Annotated in this window: 16 protein-coding genes; 1 reads left to right on the top strand and 15 read right to left on the bottom strand. The window is 40.5% G+C overall.

Annotated elements, in window-relative coordinates; genetic code table 11:
* Positions 1-9: 9 nt before the first annotated feature.
* The 15 genes from FBD94_RS21385 to FBD94_RS21315 all read right to left on the bottom strand — a co-directional run bounded on the left by FBD94_RS21385 (position 10) and on the right by FBD94_RS21315 (position 14,921).
* A complete protein-coding gene (locus FBD94_RS21385) occupies positions 10-1,527 on the bottom strand; it encodes a RagB/SusD family nutrient uptake outer membrane protein (RefSeq protein ID WP_136881712.1) in 1,518 nt (505 codons plus the stop codon).
* Positions 1,528-1,545: 18 nt separating this feature from the next.
* Positions 1,546-4,974: a TonB-dependent receptor gene (locus tag FBD94_RS21380; protein WP_136881711.1), complete on the bottom strand. Its 3,429-nt coding sequence runs from the start codon at positions 4,972-4,974 to the stop codon at positions 1,546-1,548.
* 202 nt (positions 4,975-5,176) lie between these two features.
* Positions 5,177-6,334 carry a FecR family protein gene (locus FBD94_RS21375; RefSeq protein ID WP_131608805.1) on the bottom strand — a complete coding sequence of 386 codons (1,158 nt, stop codon included), beginning with the start codon at positions 6,332-6,334 and terminating at the stop codon, positions 5,177-5,179.
* Positions 6,335-6,434: 100 nt separating this feature from the next.
* Positions 6,435-7,019, bottom strand: a complete 585-nt coding sequence (locus FBD94_RS21370) for an RNA polymerase sigma-70 factor (protein WP_131608806.1) — start codon at positions 7,017-7,019, stop codon at positions 6,435-6,437.
* 216 nt (positions 7,020-7,235) lie between these two features.
* Complete coding sequence (locus FBD94_RS21365; RefSeq protein ID WP_205945256.1) at positions 7,236-7,856, bottom strand: cysteine hydrolase family protein; 621 nt, start codon at positions 7,854-7,856, stop codon at positions 7,236-7,238.
* Between the two features lie 36 nt (positions 7,857-7,892).
* A complete protein-coding gene (locus FBD94_RS21360; RefSeq protein ID WP_136881710.1) occupies positions 7,893-8,423 on the bottom strand; it encodes a hypothetical protein in 531 nt (176 codons plus the stop codon).
* A 16-nt stretch (positions 8,424-8,439) separates the two neighbouring features.
* The gene (locus tag FBD94_RS21355; RefSeq protein ID WP_131608809.1) at positions 8,440-9,525 is read right to left on the bottom strand and encodes an NAD(P)H-dependent flavin oxidoreductase; all 1,086 of its coding nucleotides are present in this window, start codon (positions 9,523-9,525) and stop codon (positions 8,440-8,442) included.
* A gap of 11 nt (positions 9,526-9,536) precedes the next feature.
* Positions 9,537-9,908, bottom strand: coding sequence for a nuclear transport factor 2 family protein (locus tag FBD94_RS21350; RefSeq protein WP_131608810.1), 372 nt, complete (start codon positions 9,906-9,908; stop codon positions 9,537-9,539).
* A gap of 2 nt (positions 9,909-9,910) precedes the next feature.
* Complete coding sequence (locus FBD94_RS21345) at positions 9,911-10,645, bottom strand: SDR family NAD(P)-dependent oxidoreductase (RefSeq protein WP_131608811.1); 735 nt, start codon at positions 10,643-10,645, stop codon at positions 9,911-9,913.
* Between the two features lie 20 nt (positions 10,646-10,665).
* Positions 10,666-10,884 (bottom strand): tautomerase family protein, encoded by a 219-nt coding sequence (locus tag FBD94_RS21340; protein ID WP_131608812.1) that lies wholly within the window; start codon positions 10,882-10,884, stop codon positions 10,666-10,668.
* A 27-nt stretch (positions 10,885-10,911) separates the two neighbouring features.
* Positions 10,912-11,430 (bottom strand): YceI family protein, encoded by a 519-nt coding sequence (locus FBD94_RS21335; protein ID WP_131608813.1) that lies wholly within the window; start codon positions 11,428-11,430, stop codon positions 10,912-10,914.
* 108 nt (positions 11,431-11,538) lie between these two features.
* The gene (locus FBD94_RS21330) at positions 11,539-12,111 is read right to left on the bottom strand and encodes a Crp/Fnr family transcriptional regulator (protein ID WP_131608814.1); all 573 of its coding nucleotides are present in this window, start codon (positions 12,109-12,111) and stop codon (positions 11,539-11,541) included.
* 63 nt (positions 12,112-12,174) lie between these two features.
* Positions 12,175-13,155 (bottom strand): alpha/beta fold hydrolase, encoded by a 981-nt coding sequence (locus tag FBD94_RS21325; protein ID WP_136881709.1) that lies wholly within the window; start codon positions 13,153-13,155, stop codon positions 12,175-12,177.
* 121 nt (positions 13,156-13,276) lie between these two features.
* Positions 13,277-13,783 (bottom strand): TlpA family protein disulfide reductase, encoded by a 507-nt coding sequence (locus FBD94_RS21320; protein WP_136881708.1) that lies wholly within the window; start codon positions 13,781-13,783, stop codon positions 13,277-13,279.
* A 37-nt stretch (positions 13,784-13,820) separates the two neighbouring features.
* Positions 13,821-14,921: a tetratricopeptide repeat protein gene (locus tag FBD94_RS21315; protein WP_136881707.1), complete on the bottom strand. Its 1,101-nt coding sequence runs from the start codon at positions 14,919-14,921 to the stop codon at positions 13,821-13,823.
* 375 nt (positions 14,922-15,296) lie between these two features.
* Between FBD94_RS21315 and FBD94_RS21310 the strand changes: the two genes are divergently transcribed.
* The gene (locus FBD94_RS21310; RefSeq protein ID WP_136881706.1) at positions 15,297-16,361 is read left to right on the top strand and encodes an IS110 family RNA-guided transposase; all 1,065 of its coding nucleotides are present in this window, start codon (positions 15,297-15,299) and stop codon (positions 16,359-16,361) included.
* The last annotated feature ends 583 nt before the right edge of the window (positions 16,362-16,944 follow it).

The following is a 16,944-nucleotide window of genomic DNA, read 5'->3' as shown; positions in this document are numbered from 1 at the left end:
CTATACCTGTTATTGTGGGTTCTGCGGTAAATTATCCAATGTCACTTCCCGTTGTGGGATTTGAAGCAACAGTTTATTCTGCGTTACCTGGTAAGAACCTGCAGGGAACTGGGAAGGCGCTTTCAGGATTTCCCTTTGACCATGCGCATTCATTACTGCTATGGCCGTTCCTGTTCTAACAAGGTCATACCACCGGTGGTTCTCAAAAGCAAGTTCGATTTTCCGTTCTTGATAAACGGCATCCCTAAACGCAGCCTGCGAATTCACATTCAGTGCAGGTATCGGATTACCAGAAGTTTTAAACGGAAGTCCAGCTCTTCTTCTGATTTCATTTAGCAAAGTAAAGGCCTCTCCGTTAGCAACAAATCCACCTTCGTTCAAACACTCCGCAATCATCAGCATTACATCAGCATACCGAATAACGGGAAAGTTGACATTGGTCTGTCCTGGTTGAACAAATCCCTGGTTGTATTTTTTAACATAGGGTACCGCCACAAAACCAGATGCATCTGTAAAACCCTCGCCCAGCGACACATTCTTCCTTAAGTCTCCTGCTTCATAAGCACTGATCAAATCAGTTGTTGGGGTATTCCATCCACTTCCAAAGCTAAGATTGGTCTTACTATCCCCTGTTACCACAGACCCGGAATTAAATGGGGCAAACTGGTACATAAAATTGCTCGACAGGTTAGTACCGGCCGTAGAATAATACTGGATTTCGAAAACAGATTCTACATTGTTCTTCTCTGTGGTAAGAAATATAGATGCATAGGTAGGCATTAAACTATAGCCGGTTACTTTTCTTAGCGCAATCAATGCGTCCGAAAACTTTCTTTGGGTCATGTAAACCTCGCCTAAAAGTGCATTTGCAGAGCCTTTTGATACCCGTCCTTTATCCCCCGAAGGATACGAGGATGCATCAGGCAGATTGTTAGCAGCATCGTTCAGATCGGTTATGATCTGATTGTAGACTTCATCTGCACTTGCCCTGCCTTTGGACGGGGAATCGCTTGGCGACTTGGTTACCGACAGTCTCAGCGGCACGCCACCAAACTGTCTTACCAGGTTAAAGTAATGAAAGGCTCTTAAAAACTTGACCTCCCCTATAGCCTGATTTTTTGCAACGGCCGACATTTCTATAGCGTCTACGTGATCCAACACATCATTACATCGCATTATTGCAGTATAAGAATCTCTCCAATAATCCTGAAGAAGCGTATTTGAGGAGCTCGCCAGAAACTGATCTACGAGTTCCCTGTTTTCCTGGCCTCTTTGAGGGGCATTGTACTGGAAGGTTGTATTGTCAGACCTCATTTCACCAAAAAGCCAGTAACTGAACGACCCCATGCCCCGAAGAGAACTGTAAGCCCCATTTACGCCTTGTTTGAGATCAGATTCTGTTTTCCAGAAATTCGTTCCACTTAGGTTCGATTCAGGAGGTTGTTCTAAAAAACCCTTTTTACATGATTGCATATTAAGCAATAGTGTCAGTGATGCCAGGACAATATATTTTGAGTTATTTTTCATTGTTGATTCGATTAAAGTTTAAAAAGTCATGTTTATACCAGCTGTAATAATCCTAGGAATTGGGTAACTGGTAAAATCACGCCCTGGAGTTAATGCAGAAAACCCATCGTTCGTTCCTGCCTGCGGATTGGCACCGCTATACTTTGTAAAAGTGACCAGGTTCTGAACACTGGCATATAATCTGACTGCTTTTACGATTCTGGAATTTGTGATAAAAGGCTGCTTAAAATTATAACCTAGTGTAACATTTTGAATCCTTAAAAAGCTGGCATCCTCTATCCATTGTGAATTGACCTCGCGATATAGTGTCCTTCCGCCAACTGTCGTTGGCACTAAGCCGCTACCGGGCTGTGCCGTTGACCTGAACCTATCAATAACTTTGCGATCAACATTAAAAACACCATCTATATTGGTTAAAAATTCATTACCAGTCCTCATGATCTGTCCGCCTTGAACGCCAACAACAATCACATTGAGATCAAAATTCTTATAACTAAAACTGTTGGTGATGCCATAAGTAAAATCTGGCTGGGTATCTCCTATTACCGTAAAATCCTTAACAGCTTCAATAATTCCATTGCCATCAACATCCTTATAGCGAACAGAGCCCACAATAGAAGAATTGTGCTTGGGCTGGCTCGACAGTTGCTGCGCGTTTTGGTAAATACCATCAAAAACGAATCCGAAGAACTGACCTATAGGTTTGCCAACCTCCGTTTTATGGGTAAAATTACCCTCTCCACTTCTACCACTATATACTGGAGCGTTGTTATTTCCCGGGTTAAGTTCAAGTACAACATTTCTGTTCAAGCTTAAATTAAGATTGGTGTTCCATCTGAAACTACCCGTAAGGTTTTTGGAGTTGACACTAAATTCAAAGCCCCGGTTTCTTACCTTACCCAGGTTAACAATAGCGGATGAGAAACCAGAAGCAGAAGGCAGCTCGGCATTTAGCAGCAGGTCGCTTGTAATCCGGTTATAATAATCTACCGTCAAGCTCAACCTGTCGTTTAAAACGGCCATATCAATCCCCAGATCTAACTCTCTCGATTTTTCCCAGGTCAGGTTTTCATTGGCAATTGAACCAGAAACCCTTCCGCTGGCCAGTTGATCTCCAAAAGCATAGTTTGAGGGTCCTACGCTGGAGGCATAGGCATAATTTCCGATGTTAAAGTTTCCAGTTTGACCGTAACTTGCACGTAATTTAAGGTCGTTTATCCATCGGATATTTTTAAGGTACTTTTCCTGTGAAGCCCGCCATGCAAAAGCAGCGGATGGAAAAGTACCATATTGTGTGTTCTTACCAAAACGGGAAGATCCATCTGTTCTTATGGTTGCGGTAAACAGGTACTTATCTTTAAAGGTATAATTAGCCCTTGCCAGGTAAGAGAGCAGAGACCATTTCTCTATACCGGCCCCGGCGCCATCTAGCAAAGTGGATGCATTTATAGTTTCGATGAGGTCATCGGGGTAATTTGTTGCGCCAAAAGAATATCCATTGTAACGTTCTTTCTGTGCTGTGTAGCCTAAAACTGCATTAACCCGATGGTCCGTACCAAATGTCTTATCGTAGCTAAGGGTTAGTTCCGAGAGCCAGTTTGTTGTTGTGGTTTGGGCAGTATTAGAACTTGGAATCGATAGACTAGGATTTGATGCTCCTGTTTCCCCGATCACAAATGTAGGATTAAACACAAAAGAGCTGTTGTTGGAATAATCCACATTGAATGCATATTTTGCCTTTAGTCCGTCGATGATCTTATACTCGGCAAAAGCTGTTGCCAGACCACGAAAGTATTTGGCTTCTGTTCCGCCATACTCCAGGGTATTCAGTGGATTCCCTGCTCCGATTGCCCCTGGTGAATGGATAAAAATTGTCCGGTTTCCGTTTGCATCAGTGATAGGAACGATAGGGCTCAGCCACAATGTACGTGTGAGCACATCCCGCTGACCACTCTCAAATCCATTACGATTCTGTGTCCCTGCTGTTGGTGAAAGACTGATACCGAGTTTTACTTTTTTGCTCAGATCCGATTCCAGATTAAAATTGCCCGAATAACGTCTGTAATCTGTGTACTTGATGGTTCCTTCCTGCTCCAGTCGGCCAATGGACACAGAATATCTTGTACTTTCGCTACCGCCTCTTAAACTGGCATCCACATTAGTTTGTATTCCTGTACGCAGTACAGCATCATACCAGTCTGTGCCTTTCCCATATTGTGCAGGATTTCTGAACGGGGCGGGAATATCTGCATCCGTTGGAACAGCACCCCTGGATGCGAATTCATCGATAATGATATCTTTCCTGAACTGGGCATACTCAGTTCCGTTCAGCACTTTTGGACGTCCTTTCTGCGGCACTTTTTGTGCACCGATATAACTGTTTACACTTACTACCGGATCACCTGGCTTTCCTTTTTTCGTTGTAATCACAATGACCCCGTTAGAACCTCTGGAACCATATATGGCTGTTGAGGAAGCATCCTTGAGTACAGTCACGGATTCTACATCATCTGGATTAAGCAAATTCAGCGGATTATAGTCGTGCCCCCCTGTATTTGATATCGCAAATCCATCAAGGACGAATAACGGACTGTTACTAAAAGAAATTGAGCCTGTTCCCCGGATCTGAATATTGACTCCCCCACCGGGTGCTCCCGTAGGTGAGCTGATCTGGACACCGGCAATCTGACCCACTAGTTTTTGATCCACCGAACTTACCGGAAGATCTTTTATCTGTGCTGAAGATACACTTGCAACGGAGCCTGTAAGATCTTTACGTTGTGTAGTTCCATACCCTATCACCAACACTTGCTCCAGTTGAGACACTTCAGCCTTGAGCTGAAAATTAGCTTCCAATACTTTTCCATCGGAAATGAGTAGCTCTTTAACCTGCGACTCGAAGCCCAGATATGAAGCTGTCATTTTATAGGAGCCAGTAGGCACATCTTTAAAAGCATAATCTCCATTGGCATCCGTCATTTTACCAATATTGATGTTCCCGCCAGTCAGCCTTACGGTTACTCCCGATATTGGAAGGCCTGTACCTGACTCCGTAACCTTTCCTTTAACGTCTCCTGTTACTGGTGGCTTTGGCGTTACAAGGATGGTTTTATTCTTAATCGAATAGGTAAAAGGCTGGTTGCTGAAACAAAGATTCAGTACCTGCATAAGGTCAGCATCGCTAACCTTTAAACTAATTAATTTGGCATCTTTAATAATCGGATTGGTGTACAAAAAATCATACCCCGTTTGCTTATTTATTTCCTTAAACAACTGCACAATGGAGGCATTGCTTTTAGAAATTGTTACTTTTTGGCCGTAGCCAGTAACTGCGTTGGCTTGCAGAATAAAAACAGCCATGATCACGACAATTAATCGCATAATCAGTATTATTTTAGGGGGCAGCAACAGACGTGGCATACCTTGTTTAAAAGCATTTAAATTCATACTTTTGAGTTGGTTTGAGTTAACAGATATAGTTCGATAAATTATTCTCCCGGCTTTGCGTCGGGGTTGGTCACTCAAATCAATTGTCGGGTAGTGCTAGAACACTGCCCGGCTTTGTATCTAAGTAACCCAGCGCTAATAGCGCTAAGTTCGTATTGGTTTGTTCATATTTGGTTAGGTTAGGTTTAGTAATTTATATTTATTAACGTGTTACAATTATCTTTTTTCCTTCAATTTTAAAATGCCCCACTCCTGTTGCTTCCAGTAACAATAATACTTCTGAAACGTTTTTATTTCTGGAAATCATTCCTCCCATCAAGGTGGTTGAAGGTGTTTGCTGATAAATTATTTCTGCATCGTACCAGCGTGAAATCTGACGCATAACGGTAACAATATCTTGATTTGAAAAAACAAACTTGCCATTTTTCCAAGCCACGGCCTGCTCAAGGTCATATGCCTCCTGCACACTTAGTTCAAAATTACTGTTCACTATCGATTCCTGCCCAGGTACAAGCGTTCTACGCTGCATTATTCCCGGAGGGCGCGTACCAACACGTACAGAACCTTCTAATAAGGTAGTTTTAATGTCCTCTTCATCTGTATAACTGTTGATGTTGAAATGTGTGCCAAGGACAGTGACCTCCTGTCTGGCTGTTTTAACGACAAATGGATGTTTTGCATCTTTACGAACTTCAAAATAAGCTTCGCCAATTAGATCAACCTTACGACTATCCTCTCCTGTAAAACTCGAAGGGAATTTAAGCACACTGGCGGCATTGAGCCATACTTTGGTCCCATCTGGTAGATGAACCTGATATTGGCCACCTCTAGGCGTTGTTGCCGTTAACATTTGAACAACTCCCCCGACGTGGCCGCTACCCCCGATCGGAATCAACGACCCGTCGTTATAGCTCAACTTAGCAGCGTCAATTATCACTCCATTCTTAGCATCACTTAATTTTATGATTTTACCGTTCGCTAATGTTAATGTGGCGGTATTTTTACCCGGGGTCATATCATTCTTGAACCGGCCATTGATCTGAGCTATTTCTTTATCTGCTTTTTGCAAAGTAAAAAACCATAATCCTGAACCTATCGTCAATAGTATAGCCGCCGCCGCCGCTATACTCGACCAAAGCTTATGGCGTTTTAACGGTTTAATCATCCTAGTCCTAGAAATTTTCGAAAGCATTCGTTGTTTCACCAACTGCTCTTCCTCAGTCGCATCAGTTGGCCATACAATATCCTTTTCATTCTCCCTGTTATACCATTCTAATAATTCGTACTGTTCAGTAACTGTCGCAGTCTTTAGGATATACTTTTCTATGAGGTCATTTAGCCGCTGGTTCTCCATCTTCATATTTGGTCTGTACTGTAATGTACCCGGCCAGATAGGATTACCCTTAGTCTAATTGAAAATATTTTCAGTTTTTTTTTTACCTCATTTCCTCAGCGGTATTTTAGTTCTTATTTAACAACGTTGACAAGAATAGGAGCAAAGCTCCAGTATCGGTAAGATTCCCTTTTACTACTTTTATGGCTTTACTTAAATGCGCCTCAACTGTCTTTTCAGAAATCCCCATTTCCCTCGCAATTTCATGATTTTTTAATCCAGCTTCCCTACTGTATTTAAATACGAGCCTGCACTTTTCCGGGAGTGTAGTTACAATCGAATCAATCTGCTCTTGTAGAAAACGAGCAGCTATTTCTTCTTCAATCTCATAGCTTTCCTGATAAGGCATCTTGCTCACCATATGATCAATTCGTTTTCGTTTACGGTAGTAATTATTGAATACCGTAAATTTCACGGCAGTTGCTAAATAGCGATCCAAAGCATGTACGTTCAAAGCCTCTCGTTTATTCCAAAGACTGAAAAATACTTCCTGCACAATCTCTTCACTATCCGATTTATCTCTGGTATGATTGTATGCTACTCCCAATAGCATCTTCCAATACCGATTATAAATCTCGGTAAAGGCAGCTTCATCTCCTGAATTTAATAAAGCAGTCAATTTGTGATCAGAATATGTGCTGTGAACGTTCATTACTATTTGGTCATTTCTTATGTAATTTATCAAAGAAACTTAGCAAAGACAAATACACGGTTGAAATTCCTCTCTCAAGTAAGTAAAATCAGGCCATTCTTTATATTGCCAATTATACATATTGAGCCGATTATTTTGTCTAATCAGCTCAAATATAAACAAATTCTGAGCCGATTAGGTAAAATAATCGGCTATCAAGCCTCGGGCAATTGAGGTCTATTTTATGGTTAGCGCATTAATCAGTTCACTGGTCGTTAATATGGCATGGGCATAGGTCGGACCATTGAGTGCATGGGCAGCGTGCATCATTTCCGCAGTAAAAGCTGCAGTAGCATCCTTGATGAGCGTAACATGATAACCCAATTCCATCGCAAAACGAGCAGTACTTTCCACACAGGTATTCGCTAACAATCCGATAGCGATGACATGTGTGATCTCTTTTTGTTTAAGTAGCATATCCAAATCGGTATTCGCGAAACCACTTTGTGCCCAATGCTCCTTAACAATGATATCTCCTTGCTGGGGAGTAAAGTCAGGATGCCACTCTCCACCCCACGTACCCTTAGCAAAGGTGTGACGTTCCATGATGCCCAACTGTGTTGGGTTAGGATGCTTCCAATATTGATAATCTGTTGCTTCCCACCGTTTATGTGGAACAATAAACACTTGAATACCGGCTTCTCGCACCGTTTTGACAATTGCCTTTAGATTATCCAATAAGTGATTAGCCTCGGCAACTTCTTTTACCCGAGGCCATATTTTCCCACCCTCTGACAGAAAATCGTTGTAGGGATCGATAAACAGCAGTGCTGTTTTTTCTCTCTGATAAGATTGCACTTTCATTTTATCCGTCTTATTTGTTTTAGATTTTGCTTATTTTTTTCCTAAAGCGTGACGCTCGATACTTTTTGCAAACAGCGGCGTCTCTGTCTGATTGTGATAGATGGAGGCCGGTTGTCGCTGAGCTTTGAACTGCTCAAAAGGAATCCCCTGCTGGTCAATAAACTTTATAAATTCTTCCGTAGCCCTTGATTGAACCCTGTTTGTAAATTCGCTGGTGTGATCATCAATTTTTTTAACGCTCAATTCCCAGTGAACATGAATAGTGCTGCGACCAGTTGGTGTAAATACATCTGAAACTGATTCCAGGACCAGATGTGTAGGTTCACCCAAATGCTCTACATAGTGCTGAACCATCAGGCTGCCTCCAATTACCTCTACATTTATGGACATACGTTTCCCCTCCGGCGAGGTCGTAAATCCTGCTGCGATATGGGCCGGAGAACACGACTGGTACTCCTTCTCCGGAAGTGTAAAGCACCATTCCGGAATGTTAATTTTTTCAATTGGGGCGTTGATCATCGCTGAAAAGCTCGATTCAACGATAATTTGTTCATTTTCCATGACAATTATAATTATTTTAAGATTTTAAATGGTCAAAGTGGGCCTGCGTTTCTTCCAAAATAGATTTCATCAACTCAGCAGCCCTGGTATGTTTCAGGATAGGTGCAATCTGACCGCCCCAAAATAATATCATATCCCATTTTTCTTGTTCAATAGCTGCTTTCCTTAAGCGCGACATAAACTGTGTTTGCAGTGGGAACGGTAAAAATCCTTCCTCCCGGGACACCAAATCCTTTGCAATGCGACTGGTTATTCCTCTGCCAAGCCGGCCAGTAAATGCCCGTGATAACGTAGTATATTTCGCTGCATCCGAAAATAGCATTTGTTTATGAATGGCTGTGGCATTAGATTCCTCAGTCGCCAGAAAAGCGGTGCCAATTTGTGCGGCATCTGCCCCGAGGGCCAACGCAGCGGCAACACCTTTTCCATTAGCAATTCCGCCTGCGGCAATCACTGGTGTCTTTACCTTCTCTTTAATCAGTTGGAGCAATACAAATGTTCCAATTGTAGATGTTTCCGCCGACGACAGAAACGATGGACGATGTCCCCCAGCTTCAAACCCGGATGCGATGATCATGTCCACCCCGGCAGATTCCAAAACAATAGCCTCATCCAGCGTGGTTGCAGCACCAATAGTTACAATACCAAGTCTATGGCACTGTTCCAGAATATCGGCTGTTGGAGCTCCAAACATAAAGCTGAACACAGGTGGCCGTTGATGCAAGATCACTTCGACCTGGTTTTCGAACCTGCTTTTGAATGGTGCTGGCTTTTCTGGAAGCGCTATGCCCAACTCCTCAAAATAAGGCTTAAACAACTGCTGAGCCCGATTAAACTGCTCGTCTGAAACAGTGCCGTCCACCGCATCAGTATCCGAAACCCATAGGTTAACATTGTAAGGCTTATTTGTAGCTAACTTGATCTGCCGGTCTACGGCTATAATCTCCTCAGGGCTCAAATTATAGGCGCCGAAGCCCCCAAGCCCTCCCAGATTTGACACTGTCGCTACCAACTCAACAGACGACAAGTTGCCTCCGAACGGCCCTTGCAGGATGGGATATTGAATGTTCAATATTTTGGATGCTTTTGTTTGATACCACATAACTTCTCTATTTACCTAGCCACATCGCTGAGCATTTTATTCACAATCAGCCATTGGTTATTGATTTTATGAAACGACAGGAACTCGTCATAATTGAAATCATACATTTTAACATGAACTTTTGCAACCGCTATTGTATTGACCACATCTATCGAGATAATAGTCCCCTTAAAAGGTTTTCCCGAATCTTTCACACTTTGTCGGTTCTTTACCGCATCAAGATACTCCTCACGGGTTTTGGCATAAGGCTGCCCCTTTACATCCCCAAACAACAGGGTTCCCGGATATATAATACGGCCTAGTTTTTCTACATCACCTTCATAAATGCCTGGAAAGTAATCGCTTTCCAGGGCAGCTGTAATAGCTAATGAATCTTCTTTCATAATTAGTTCAGATTATGGCCGGCGCCCATGCCACCGTCAACATTAATAATAGCACCATTGACAAAATTGTTTTTCGCAATGGTATAAACCATTTGTGCAACGTCCTGGGCTTCGCCCACCCTGTTCAATAAATGTAAACCAGCACTTTGATCAGCTTTATCACCATGCATAGGCGTACGAATGACACCTGGAGCTATAGTATTTACCCTGATGTTATTTTTACCAAACTCAGCTGCCAACTGTAAGGTGAGTGCGTGTATTGCACCTTTCGATGCAATTGGTGCTGTCGATGGTGCGCCACCCAATGCGTGATAGACCAAAGGAGTGCCAATATTAATGACTACGCCACCTAGCTGTTTAAGCATTTGTGGCAAGATAGCCTGGGTGGTAAAAAAAGTTCCCTTGAGGTTGGTATCCAAAAAGCGATCAAGATAGGCTTCGTCCACTTCCAGGAAGGGTTTGGTTTCATAAATCCCGGCATTGTTTACCAATACATCCACACCGCCAAACTTTTCAATAGCAGTGGACAGTAACTGCTCACCAGTGCTTTTATCTTTTACATTCCCTGCTACCTTAGCCAGGCGATCTCCTGCACCTAATTCCCGATACACCTCTTCCAGTTTTTCAGCTGTTAAAGAATTGATGATCACATTATCACCCCTTTCCAAAAAATAGCGGGCTATTTCTTTACCTATACCTGAAGAGGCACCGGTAACAATTATGGTTTGTGTTTTCATTTTATTTTTCTGTTAAAGCGTTATTTTTTATCCGCTGTAATTCCCCTTGCCCTCAGTTCTGACACCTGTTCTCCGGCATAGCCCCAGTCGTCAAGGTCATGTTCTTGTATTACTACGTGGGTCAAGTGTGGATCCTTATTCAGTACCTCAGTGATCAGGTCTGTTACCCCTTTTATCAGGGCCTGTTTTTGCGCTTTGGTAACACCTTCACGGGTTACTTCTATTTTTACAAATGGCATAGCTTAAAATTTATGCTAATGAGCCGATTACTCAGCTTTAGCGGTAATACTTACATTTAATTCAAAATCATTATATATCAAGGTGTCTCCCAGGTCTAGGAAAAAGTTTCCAGATCGGAACTTCATACCATATTTAGTGCGATCTACCAGGAGCTTAGCCTTTGCAGTCAACGTATCGTCAGTTTGACTGATAACAGCGTCAAAATCTATAGGATGTGTTATACCTTTAATGGTAAGGTCAGCGGAAATATGATTCCCGGTAACAGTGTTGATCACCAAATTTGCTTCCTGGAACTGTTCTGTACCAAAGAAATCGTCGGAGATCAGATGTCCCAGGAATTGGGCATTTGTATCAGGATCCGCAATATCGAGTATATTAATGGAGGTGGTGTCGACGATGAAATTACCGCCTGTGACTTTACCCTCATTCAAAATGATTTTACCGGCTTTAATGGCTATTGTCCCATTATGTGCGCCAGTTACTTTTTTTCCTATCCAATCAATATTGCTCTGTGCAGGATCGATGATGAATTTTTGATTTTCCATGTGATTTGTTTTTTAATTACACCACAAAGTACGGAAGGAAAAACGGTTGGCAGGCGTGACCTAGATCACATTTGAAACTGGCAATAATTATGTGATCTACATCACATTTCAGGTATGATAAAGTCTGCTTAATGTTTCCCGGGATACGCCAAGATAAGCAGCGATCAGGTTTTTGGGCACAATATTATAAAGTTCCGGATATAAGCTCAGCAATTCTTCGTATCTGAATTTGACGTTATTATTCATGAATGATAGCAATCTTTTCTGACTAGCTACATACCCCCTATTGGTTCGCCAACGGAAGAAGCTTTCTACGGAGTGGATTTCTCTGCAAATTTTTTCCCGATTCGCATTACTAAGGCGTAATACTTCTACGTCGGTAATGCAATCTAATGATATACTTGCTTTAGTATGGTTATAAAGTGCATCAAAATCAGAAGCCCACCAGGAGGGCATGGCAAACTGCAGGATGAACATCTTCAATTCGTCATTAATGAAAAAAGATTTCAAGCACCCGGAGATCACGAAATATTCATAATCGACAATGCTCCCCTCGGAAATGATTACCTGCCCTTTTTTGAAATTCTGGAGCTCAAAATGGGAAAAGAAATATTCGAACTCTTCATCCGTAAGTGCAACATTTTTTGCAACATGTTCCTTTAAAACTTCTTTAGCTTTCATCTAAATAGTCGTATTTCTAAAAACTACTGTTACCCAAAGTTAACATAAAAACGATTCCAAATATTATTTCTCATTAACAACGCTTTTCAAGAATTGTTGCATCAATCTTAAGATTTCAGGTTCGGCTTCATCTAATGCAAAGTGCCCTCCATCGACTATGTGTACTTCCGCTTTCGGAACATCATCCTTATATTTCCAAGCTCCTGCAACAGTAAATGAGGGGTCATATTTACCCCAAATAACAAGCATCTTAGGCTGATTCGTTTTTAACCATTTCTGCCATTTGGGATATGATTTAACATTGCTCTGGTAGTCGTAAAAAAGACTTAATTGAATATCTGCCATTCCCGGTTTATTTAGGAATAAATATTCGTCAACATACGTGTCAGGGTTAATTTTTTCAGGTGTCGGCGTACTTCCTATGTGTCTTTGCTTGGTCGCCTCTAAGCTTATAAAATTCTTTTTTACGGCATCATAATATTTCTCTTTATCAGCCCAAAATGCCTTTCTTGTTTCCCACAAAGGCGAAAGCCCCTCTTTATGGCTTACGGCATTCTGAACAATTATTGCCTTTACTTTTTCAGGATATTTTTCAGCAATCCGCATTCCAATCGGCCCGCCATAATCCTGTTGTACCAATACGAATTTCTCCAGAGATAATTGAATAATGAATTTACCTATATATTCCGCTAAATTATCAAAAGTATAAACAAAGCGATCTGCTGCTGGCTGGCTACTATGTCCAAACCCTATGTAGTCTGGTGCTATGACATGATAATCCGCCGATAATTTTTCCAATAAGGGTTGCCACATACGCGACGATGATGGAAAACCATGTAGAAAAAGAATTGTTGGCTTATCTAATTGCCCAGCTTCTCTATAAAAGATAACCCGACCGTCTACTTCAATCGTCTTGTAAAAAATTGAATGGTTATTTTGTTTTTCCAATAAATTTTCTGTTCGGGTCTGAGCCATAGCTTGATTTTTTGATGTGGCAGGCATTAAGGCAGTATATAGTAGTGCAATGTATATTAGTTTTCTCATAGTATTCACGATTAACAGTACAAATTTATCTGTATTTTCTCACCATTAAAAACAATATATAGTGATATATATTTATCACTAAAAACGATTGCAGGCTTATTTTGGGATGTCAATACCCAATCTAACTGCTCTTTTTGATCAAGTCTATCATTGAGGATAGTTCTGCAACCGCAGCATCATCTCCACCTGAAAATCCGGTTATTTTAAAACGGGTTTTACCTTTACCGTCAATTACGAACTTGGCAGGGATGCCCTTTACATCAAATGCACTTACGGCGGGATTGGTCTTTGTTTTCGGATCTTTTGTGTCCATATAAAGATCAAATTTATAATTGTTGCTATTCAAGTAGGATTGTGCATCTGCAAGCGGCTGATCAACCTTTTCCCAGGTATGAATAAACAAGAACTTTACGTTTGGATCATTTTTATATTTATTTACGGCCATCTGCATCGCCGGAAAGGATTTCTTACAAGGCCCACACCAGGTTGCCCAAAAATCGAGCACAATGGTCTTCCCTTTAAAATCAGCTAGTGAAACGGTTTTCCCGTTCACATCTTTAACTGTAAAATTTGGGGCCACCTCATCAATTAACATTTTGGAAACTTCAGCTTCTATTTTGGAGCTCACTCCCTGTTCTAAAACAAGCAGATAAGCTGCCGCATCCTTAACGGGATTTAAAGCCGAGTAGGATCAGCAGCAGACAGATTGCTACTACAGATCCAGTGGAGATCAGCGTGATCTTTTTATCAACTTTCAACTGCTGGATTTCGCTATCTTTTCTTTCTACTTCAAAAAAGGTTTGCAGTAAATTGATTTGCTTGCTACTTTCTTCCTTAAAGGTCTGGTGGTAATTTTTACTGGCAGTCTGACTGTAATAATAGGCGCTGTCGGTATTACCGATAAGCTTATAAGTTTGAGCAAGGTTGTCACAGGCGCTGATTAATTCTCTTTTGCTTTTGAGTTCAATTGCAAGTGATTTAGCTTGCATGGTCGCTGAAAGTGCTTTTCTGTAATCCCCGGTTTTGCGGTAGAAGTCACCAATATTATTGATATTTCCAATCTGCCCTAGACGGTTGTCCAAAGACTCATTGATTGATAGTGCCAATGTAAAATACTTCAACGCATCATTGTATTGACGCTTGCGCTCCAGAATAGATCCAATATCGTTGTATACTTTGGCCAGGCCCAGACTGTCGTTTATTTTTTTATAGTGCTGAAGAGCGAGTTGTTGATACCCAAAACTAATATCATACGTACCTTTCTTTTCAAAAAATTTCCCAAGAATGCTGTATGTTTTAGCTATTCCCTTGTCATTCCTAAGCTCCTGGAAAATTTTCAATGCTTCTTTAAACATGGGTAGAGATTTCTGTTTAAGATGGGCAGAACTATAAGTTTGGGCAATATTGTTGAGGTTTTGGGCGATAAGTAGGCGATCCTTTTCCTTTCGAAATATCTTGTCTGCCTTGAGGTAAAAGGTTAGCGCCTGGGCGTAGGCTCCCTGATAATGAAAAATCTTGCCCAGTTGCTGGTTACATACAGCCAAAGCATGCACGTCTTTCCGATCGGAATATTCTTTTCGAAGTTTTTGTATCAGTAAAAATGCCGAATCAGGATTGGTGAGTACTAATCTTTCTGCATAAGAGAGCGTTTCTTTGGGGCTGTTCTTTACATTCGCACTCAAACAGCTACTTCCACCAAAAAATGTGAATAGGAAACAGCATGCAATCGAAACACCGATTACAAAGAACTTATTATACACGTACATTTTAACAGGATTAATTGAACATTTATATAGTTGACACTATTCCATAGGAGACAAGCAAGTTTAAGCTTCTACTATGAACTTAAGTTTATCAAATGTTAAAATTCCAATCCTAATGAAATTTACTTGTCGAGACTCTCCTATGTTTGTGGTGGAATGAGAGATGTCCGTTAAATTTGAATTGACAATTGAAAAAGATGAGAGTATTCGAGACTCTAAGCAACTTCATGGTATGCAGTAATTCAGGTATTTCCTCATCCTTTTTTATCTTTTCGAGTTTGGACAGAATGTAAGGAGTAAGGCATCGCTTTATATCCAGAATAACCAGTAGGAGACAAAACGAAGGAAGATTTTCAATTTTAATCTAAAAAAATTGATATGAAAAAAGTAATCAAACAGGTATTAGGAATTGATGTTGCTCAAAAGGAACTAGTAGTTTGTTTAGGAAGAATGTTTGAAGATGTGCGATCTGAATTATATTCACATAAAGCATTTCCTAACACAACAAAAGGCTTTTCTACAATGCTCCAATGGACCAAAAAGCTAACAGATTCAAATGTTGCAGTCAGCTATGTGATGGAAGCCACCGGTGTGTATCACGAGCCATTAGCGTATTATTTGAAAGATCATGGCCTGATAGTAAATATCGTCCTTCCCAATAAAATCAGTAATTATGCAAAAAGCTTAACTGTAAAAACCGTAACAGATAAAACAGCGTCAGAAGCTATTGCTCTTTTCGGGTTGGAACGCCATCTTGAGCAATGGAATAAACCATCTCCACTATACAAAAAGATGAAGCAACTAACCAGAGAAAGAGATCAGATTATTGGAGAAAGAACAGTGGTGAAAAACCAATTTCATGCGGAGAAATCAGAGGCAGAGCCCAATAAAACATCATTAGCTAGGATTAAAAAAAGAATTATGTTATTAGATAAACAGGAAAAAGAGATTATGGCAGAACTCTCAGAACTTGTTAGCGCAGATGAAAAAATCCACAAAACAGTGAGCCTGCTTTGTTCTTTACCTGGTGTTGGCCTGCTAACCGCGACCATTGTATTAGGGGAAACCAGCGGCTTTGATTTAATCAGAAACAAACGGCAACTCTCCAGCTATGCTGGGCTGGATGTGCAAGAAAAAGAATCGGGGACATCGGTAAAAGGAAAACCTAGAATATCTAAAAAGGGGAATCGATTTTTAAGAAAAGCTATGCATTTGCCAGCGTTAAGCTGTAAAAGAAACGATGAATATTTTAATAATATTTTTACCAGACTATTAAGTAGACCTGGTGTTAAAATGAAAGCTATAGTCCCCTTGCAAAGACGGCTATTAGAAATGATGTATACTTTATATAAAACCAATAAAGAGTATGATAAAAATTACTCTAAAAATCATGTTCCAGAATTATTAGAATCAATACATAATAAAGGGGTAAATAAAAATTAGAAGGCGACCCCATAAAAAAGATCGCCCCTAAACTGGCTGACATAAAGCCGCCTTAAGAAACAAAAATAGCAAATAAAATATTTTGATTTTAACACAGAATCTGAATTAATACCTCATTTAAGAAGTATGATCTGTTATTGTCGTTTCTTTATTTCATTGGCTATCAGTTTAGGTGATTAATTTTGATATTTTTATCAGGTTATTTCAACAAACATCTCGAAACAATTAAAGATAAATCTACCCGGGCTCAAATTTGGTTGAAAACGCATCGGAATTGCATTTAACCCAAATAAAATACCTAAAAGCATCAAAAATCGAGTCAAGACCAAATTAAATAAGCTCCCTTCAAATTGATACTTTGTTCCATTTTATATTCTTTACGAGAATAATTGCTACATTTGTTAAGAGAGCGTTAATTTAACGGGGTAAGTCTTCGGATTTATCCCGTTTCTTTTAATGTTTATTTTTTAGGGTATAATATAAAAACTATATACCCTTTTTATATTATAATATTGATTTTGGCTAGCTAGAACAGGTTTTACATCAGTATATCATTCTAAGAATTGAAAAGAAGTCCGCTGGC

Origin of the sequence: Pedobacter hiemivivus (genome assembly GCF_005144565.1) — a bacterium.
Taxonomy (GTDB): Bacteria; Bacteroidota; Bacteroidia; order Sphingobacteriales; family Sphingobacteriaceae; genus Pedobacter; species Pedobacter hiemivivus.
The sequence above is the reverse complement of the archived record's forward strand: the minus strand, read 5'-3'. Positions and strand labels throughout refer to the sequence as shown.

Coding starts and splice junctions, on each gene's coding strand:
- FBD94_RS21385 (WP_136881712.1), bottom strand. CDS start 1,527: ATGAAAAATAACTCAAAATATATTGTCCTGGCATCACTGACACTATTG.
- FBD94_RS21380 (WP_136881711.1), bottom strand. CDS start 4,974: ATGAATTTAAATGCTTTTAAACAAGGTATGCCACGTCTGTTGCTGCCC.
- FBD94_RS21375 (WP_131608805.1), bottom strand. CDS start 6,334: ATGAAGATGGAGAACCAGCGGCTAAATGACCTCATAGAAAAGTATATC.
- FBD94_RS21370 (WP_131608806.1), bottom strand. CDS start 7,019: ATGAACGTTCACAGCACATATTCTGATCACAAATTGACTGCTTTATTA.
- FBD94_RS21360 (WP_136881710.1), bottom strand. CDS start 8,423: ATGGAAAATGAACAAATTATCGTTGAATCGAGCTTTTCAGCGATGATC.
- FBD94_RS21355 (WP_131608809.1), bottom strand. CDS start 9,525: ATGTGGTATCAAACAAAAGCATCCAAAATATTGAACATTCAATATCCC.
- FBD94_RS21350 (WP_131608810.1), bottom strand. CDS start 9,908: ATGAAAGAAGATTCATTAGCTATTACAGCTGCCCTGGAAAGCGATTAC.
- FBD94_RS21345 (WP_131608811.1), bottom strand. CDS start 10,645: ATGAAAACACAAACCATAATTGTTACCGGTGCCTCTTCAGGTATAGGT.
- FBD94_RS21340 (WP_131608812.1), bottom strand. CDS start 10,884: ATGCCATTTGTAAAAATAGAAGTAACCCGTGAAGGTGTTACCAAAGCG.
- FBD94_RS21335 (WP_131608813.1), bottom strand. CDS start 11,430: ATGGAAAATCAAAAATTCATCATCGATCCTGCACAGAGCAATATTGAT.
- FBD94_RS21330 (WP_131608814.1), bottom strand. CDS start 12,111: ATGAAAGCTAAAGAAGTTTTAAAGGAACATGTTGCAAAAAATGTTGCA.
- FBD94_RS21325 (WP_136881709.1), bottom strand. CDS start 13,155: ATGAGAAAACTAATATACATTGCACTACTATATACTGCCTTAATGCCT.
- FBD94_RS21315 (WP_136881707.1), bottom strand. CDS start 14,921: ATGTACGTGTATAATAAGTTCTTTGTAATCGGTGTTTCGATTGCATGC.
- FBD94_RS21310 (WP_136881706.1), top strand. CDS start 15,297: ATGAAAAAAGTAATCAAACAGGTATTAGGAATTGATGTTGCTCAAAAG.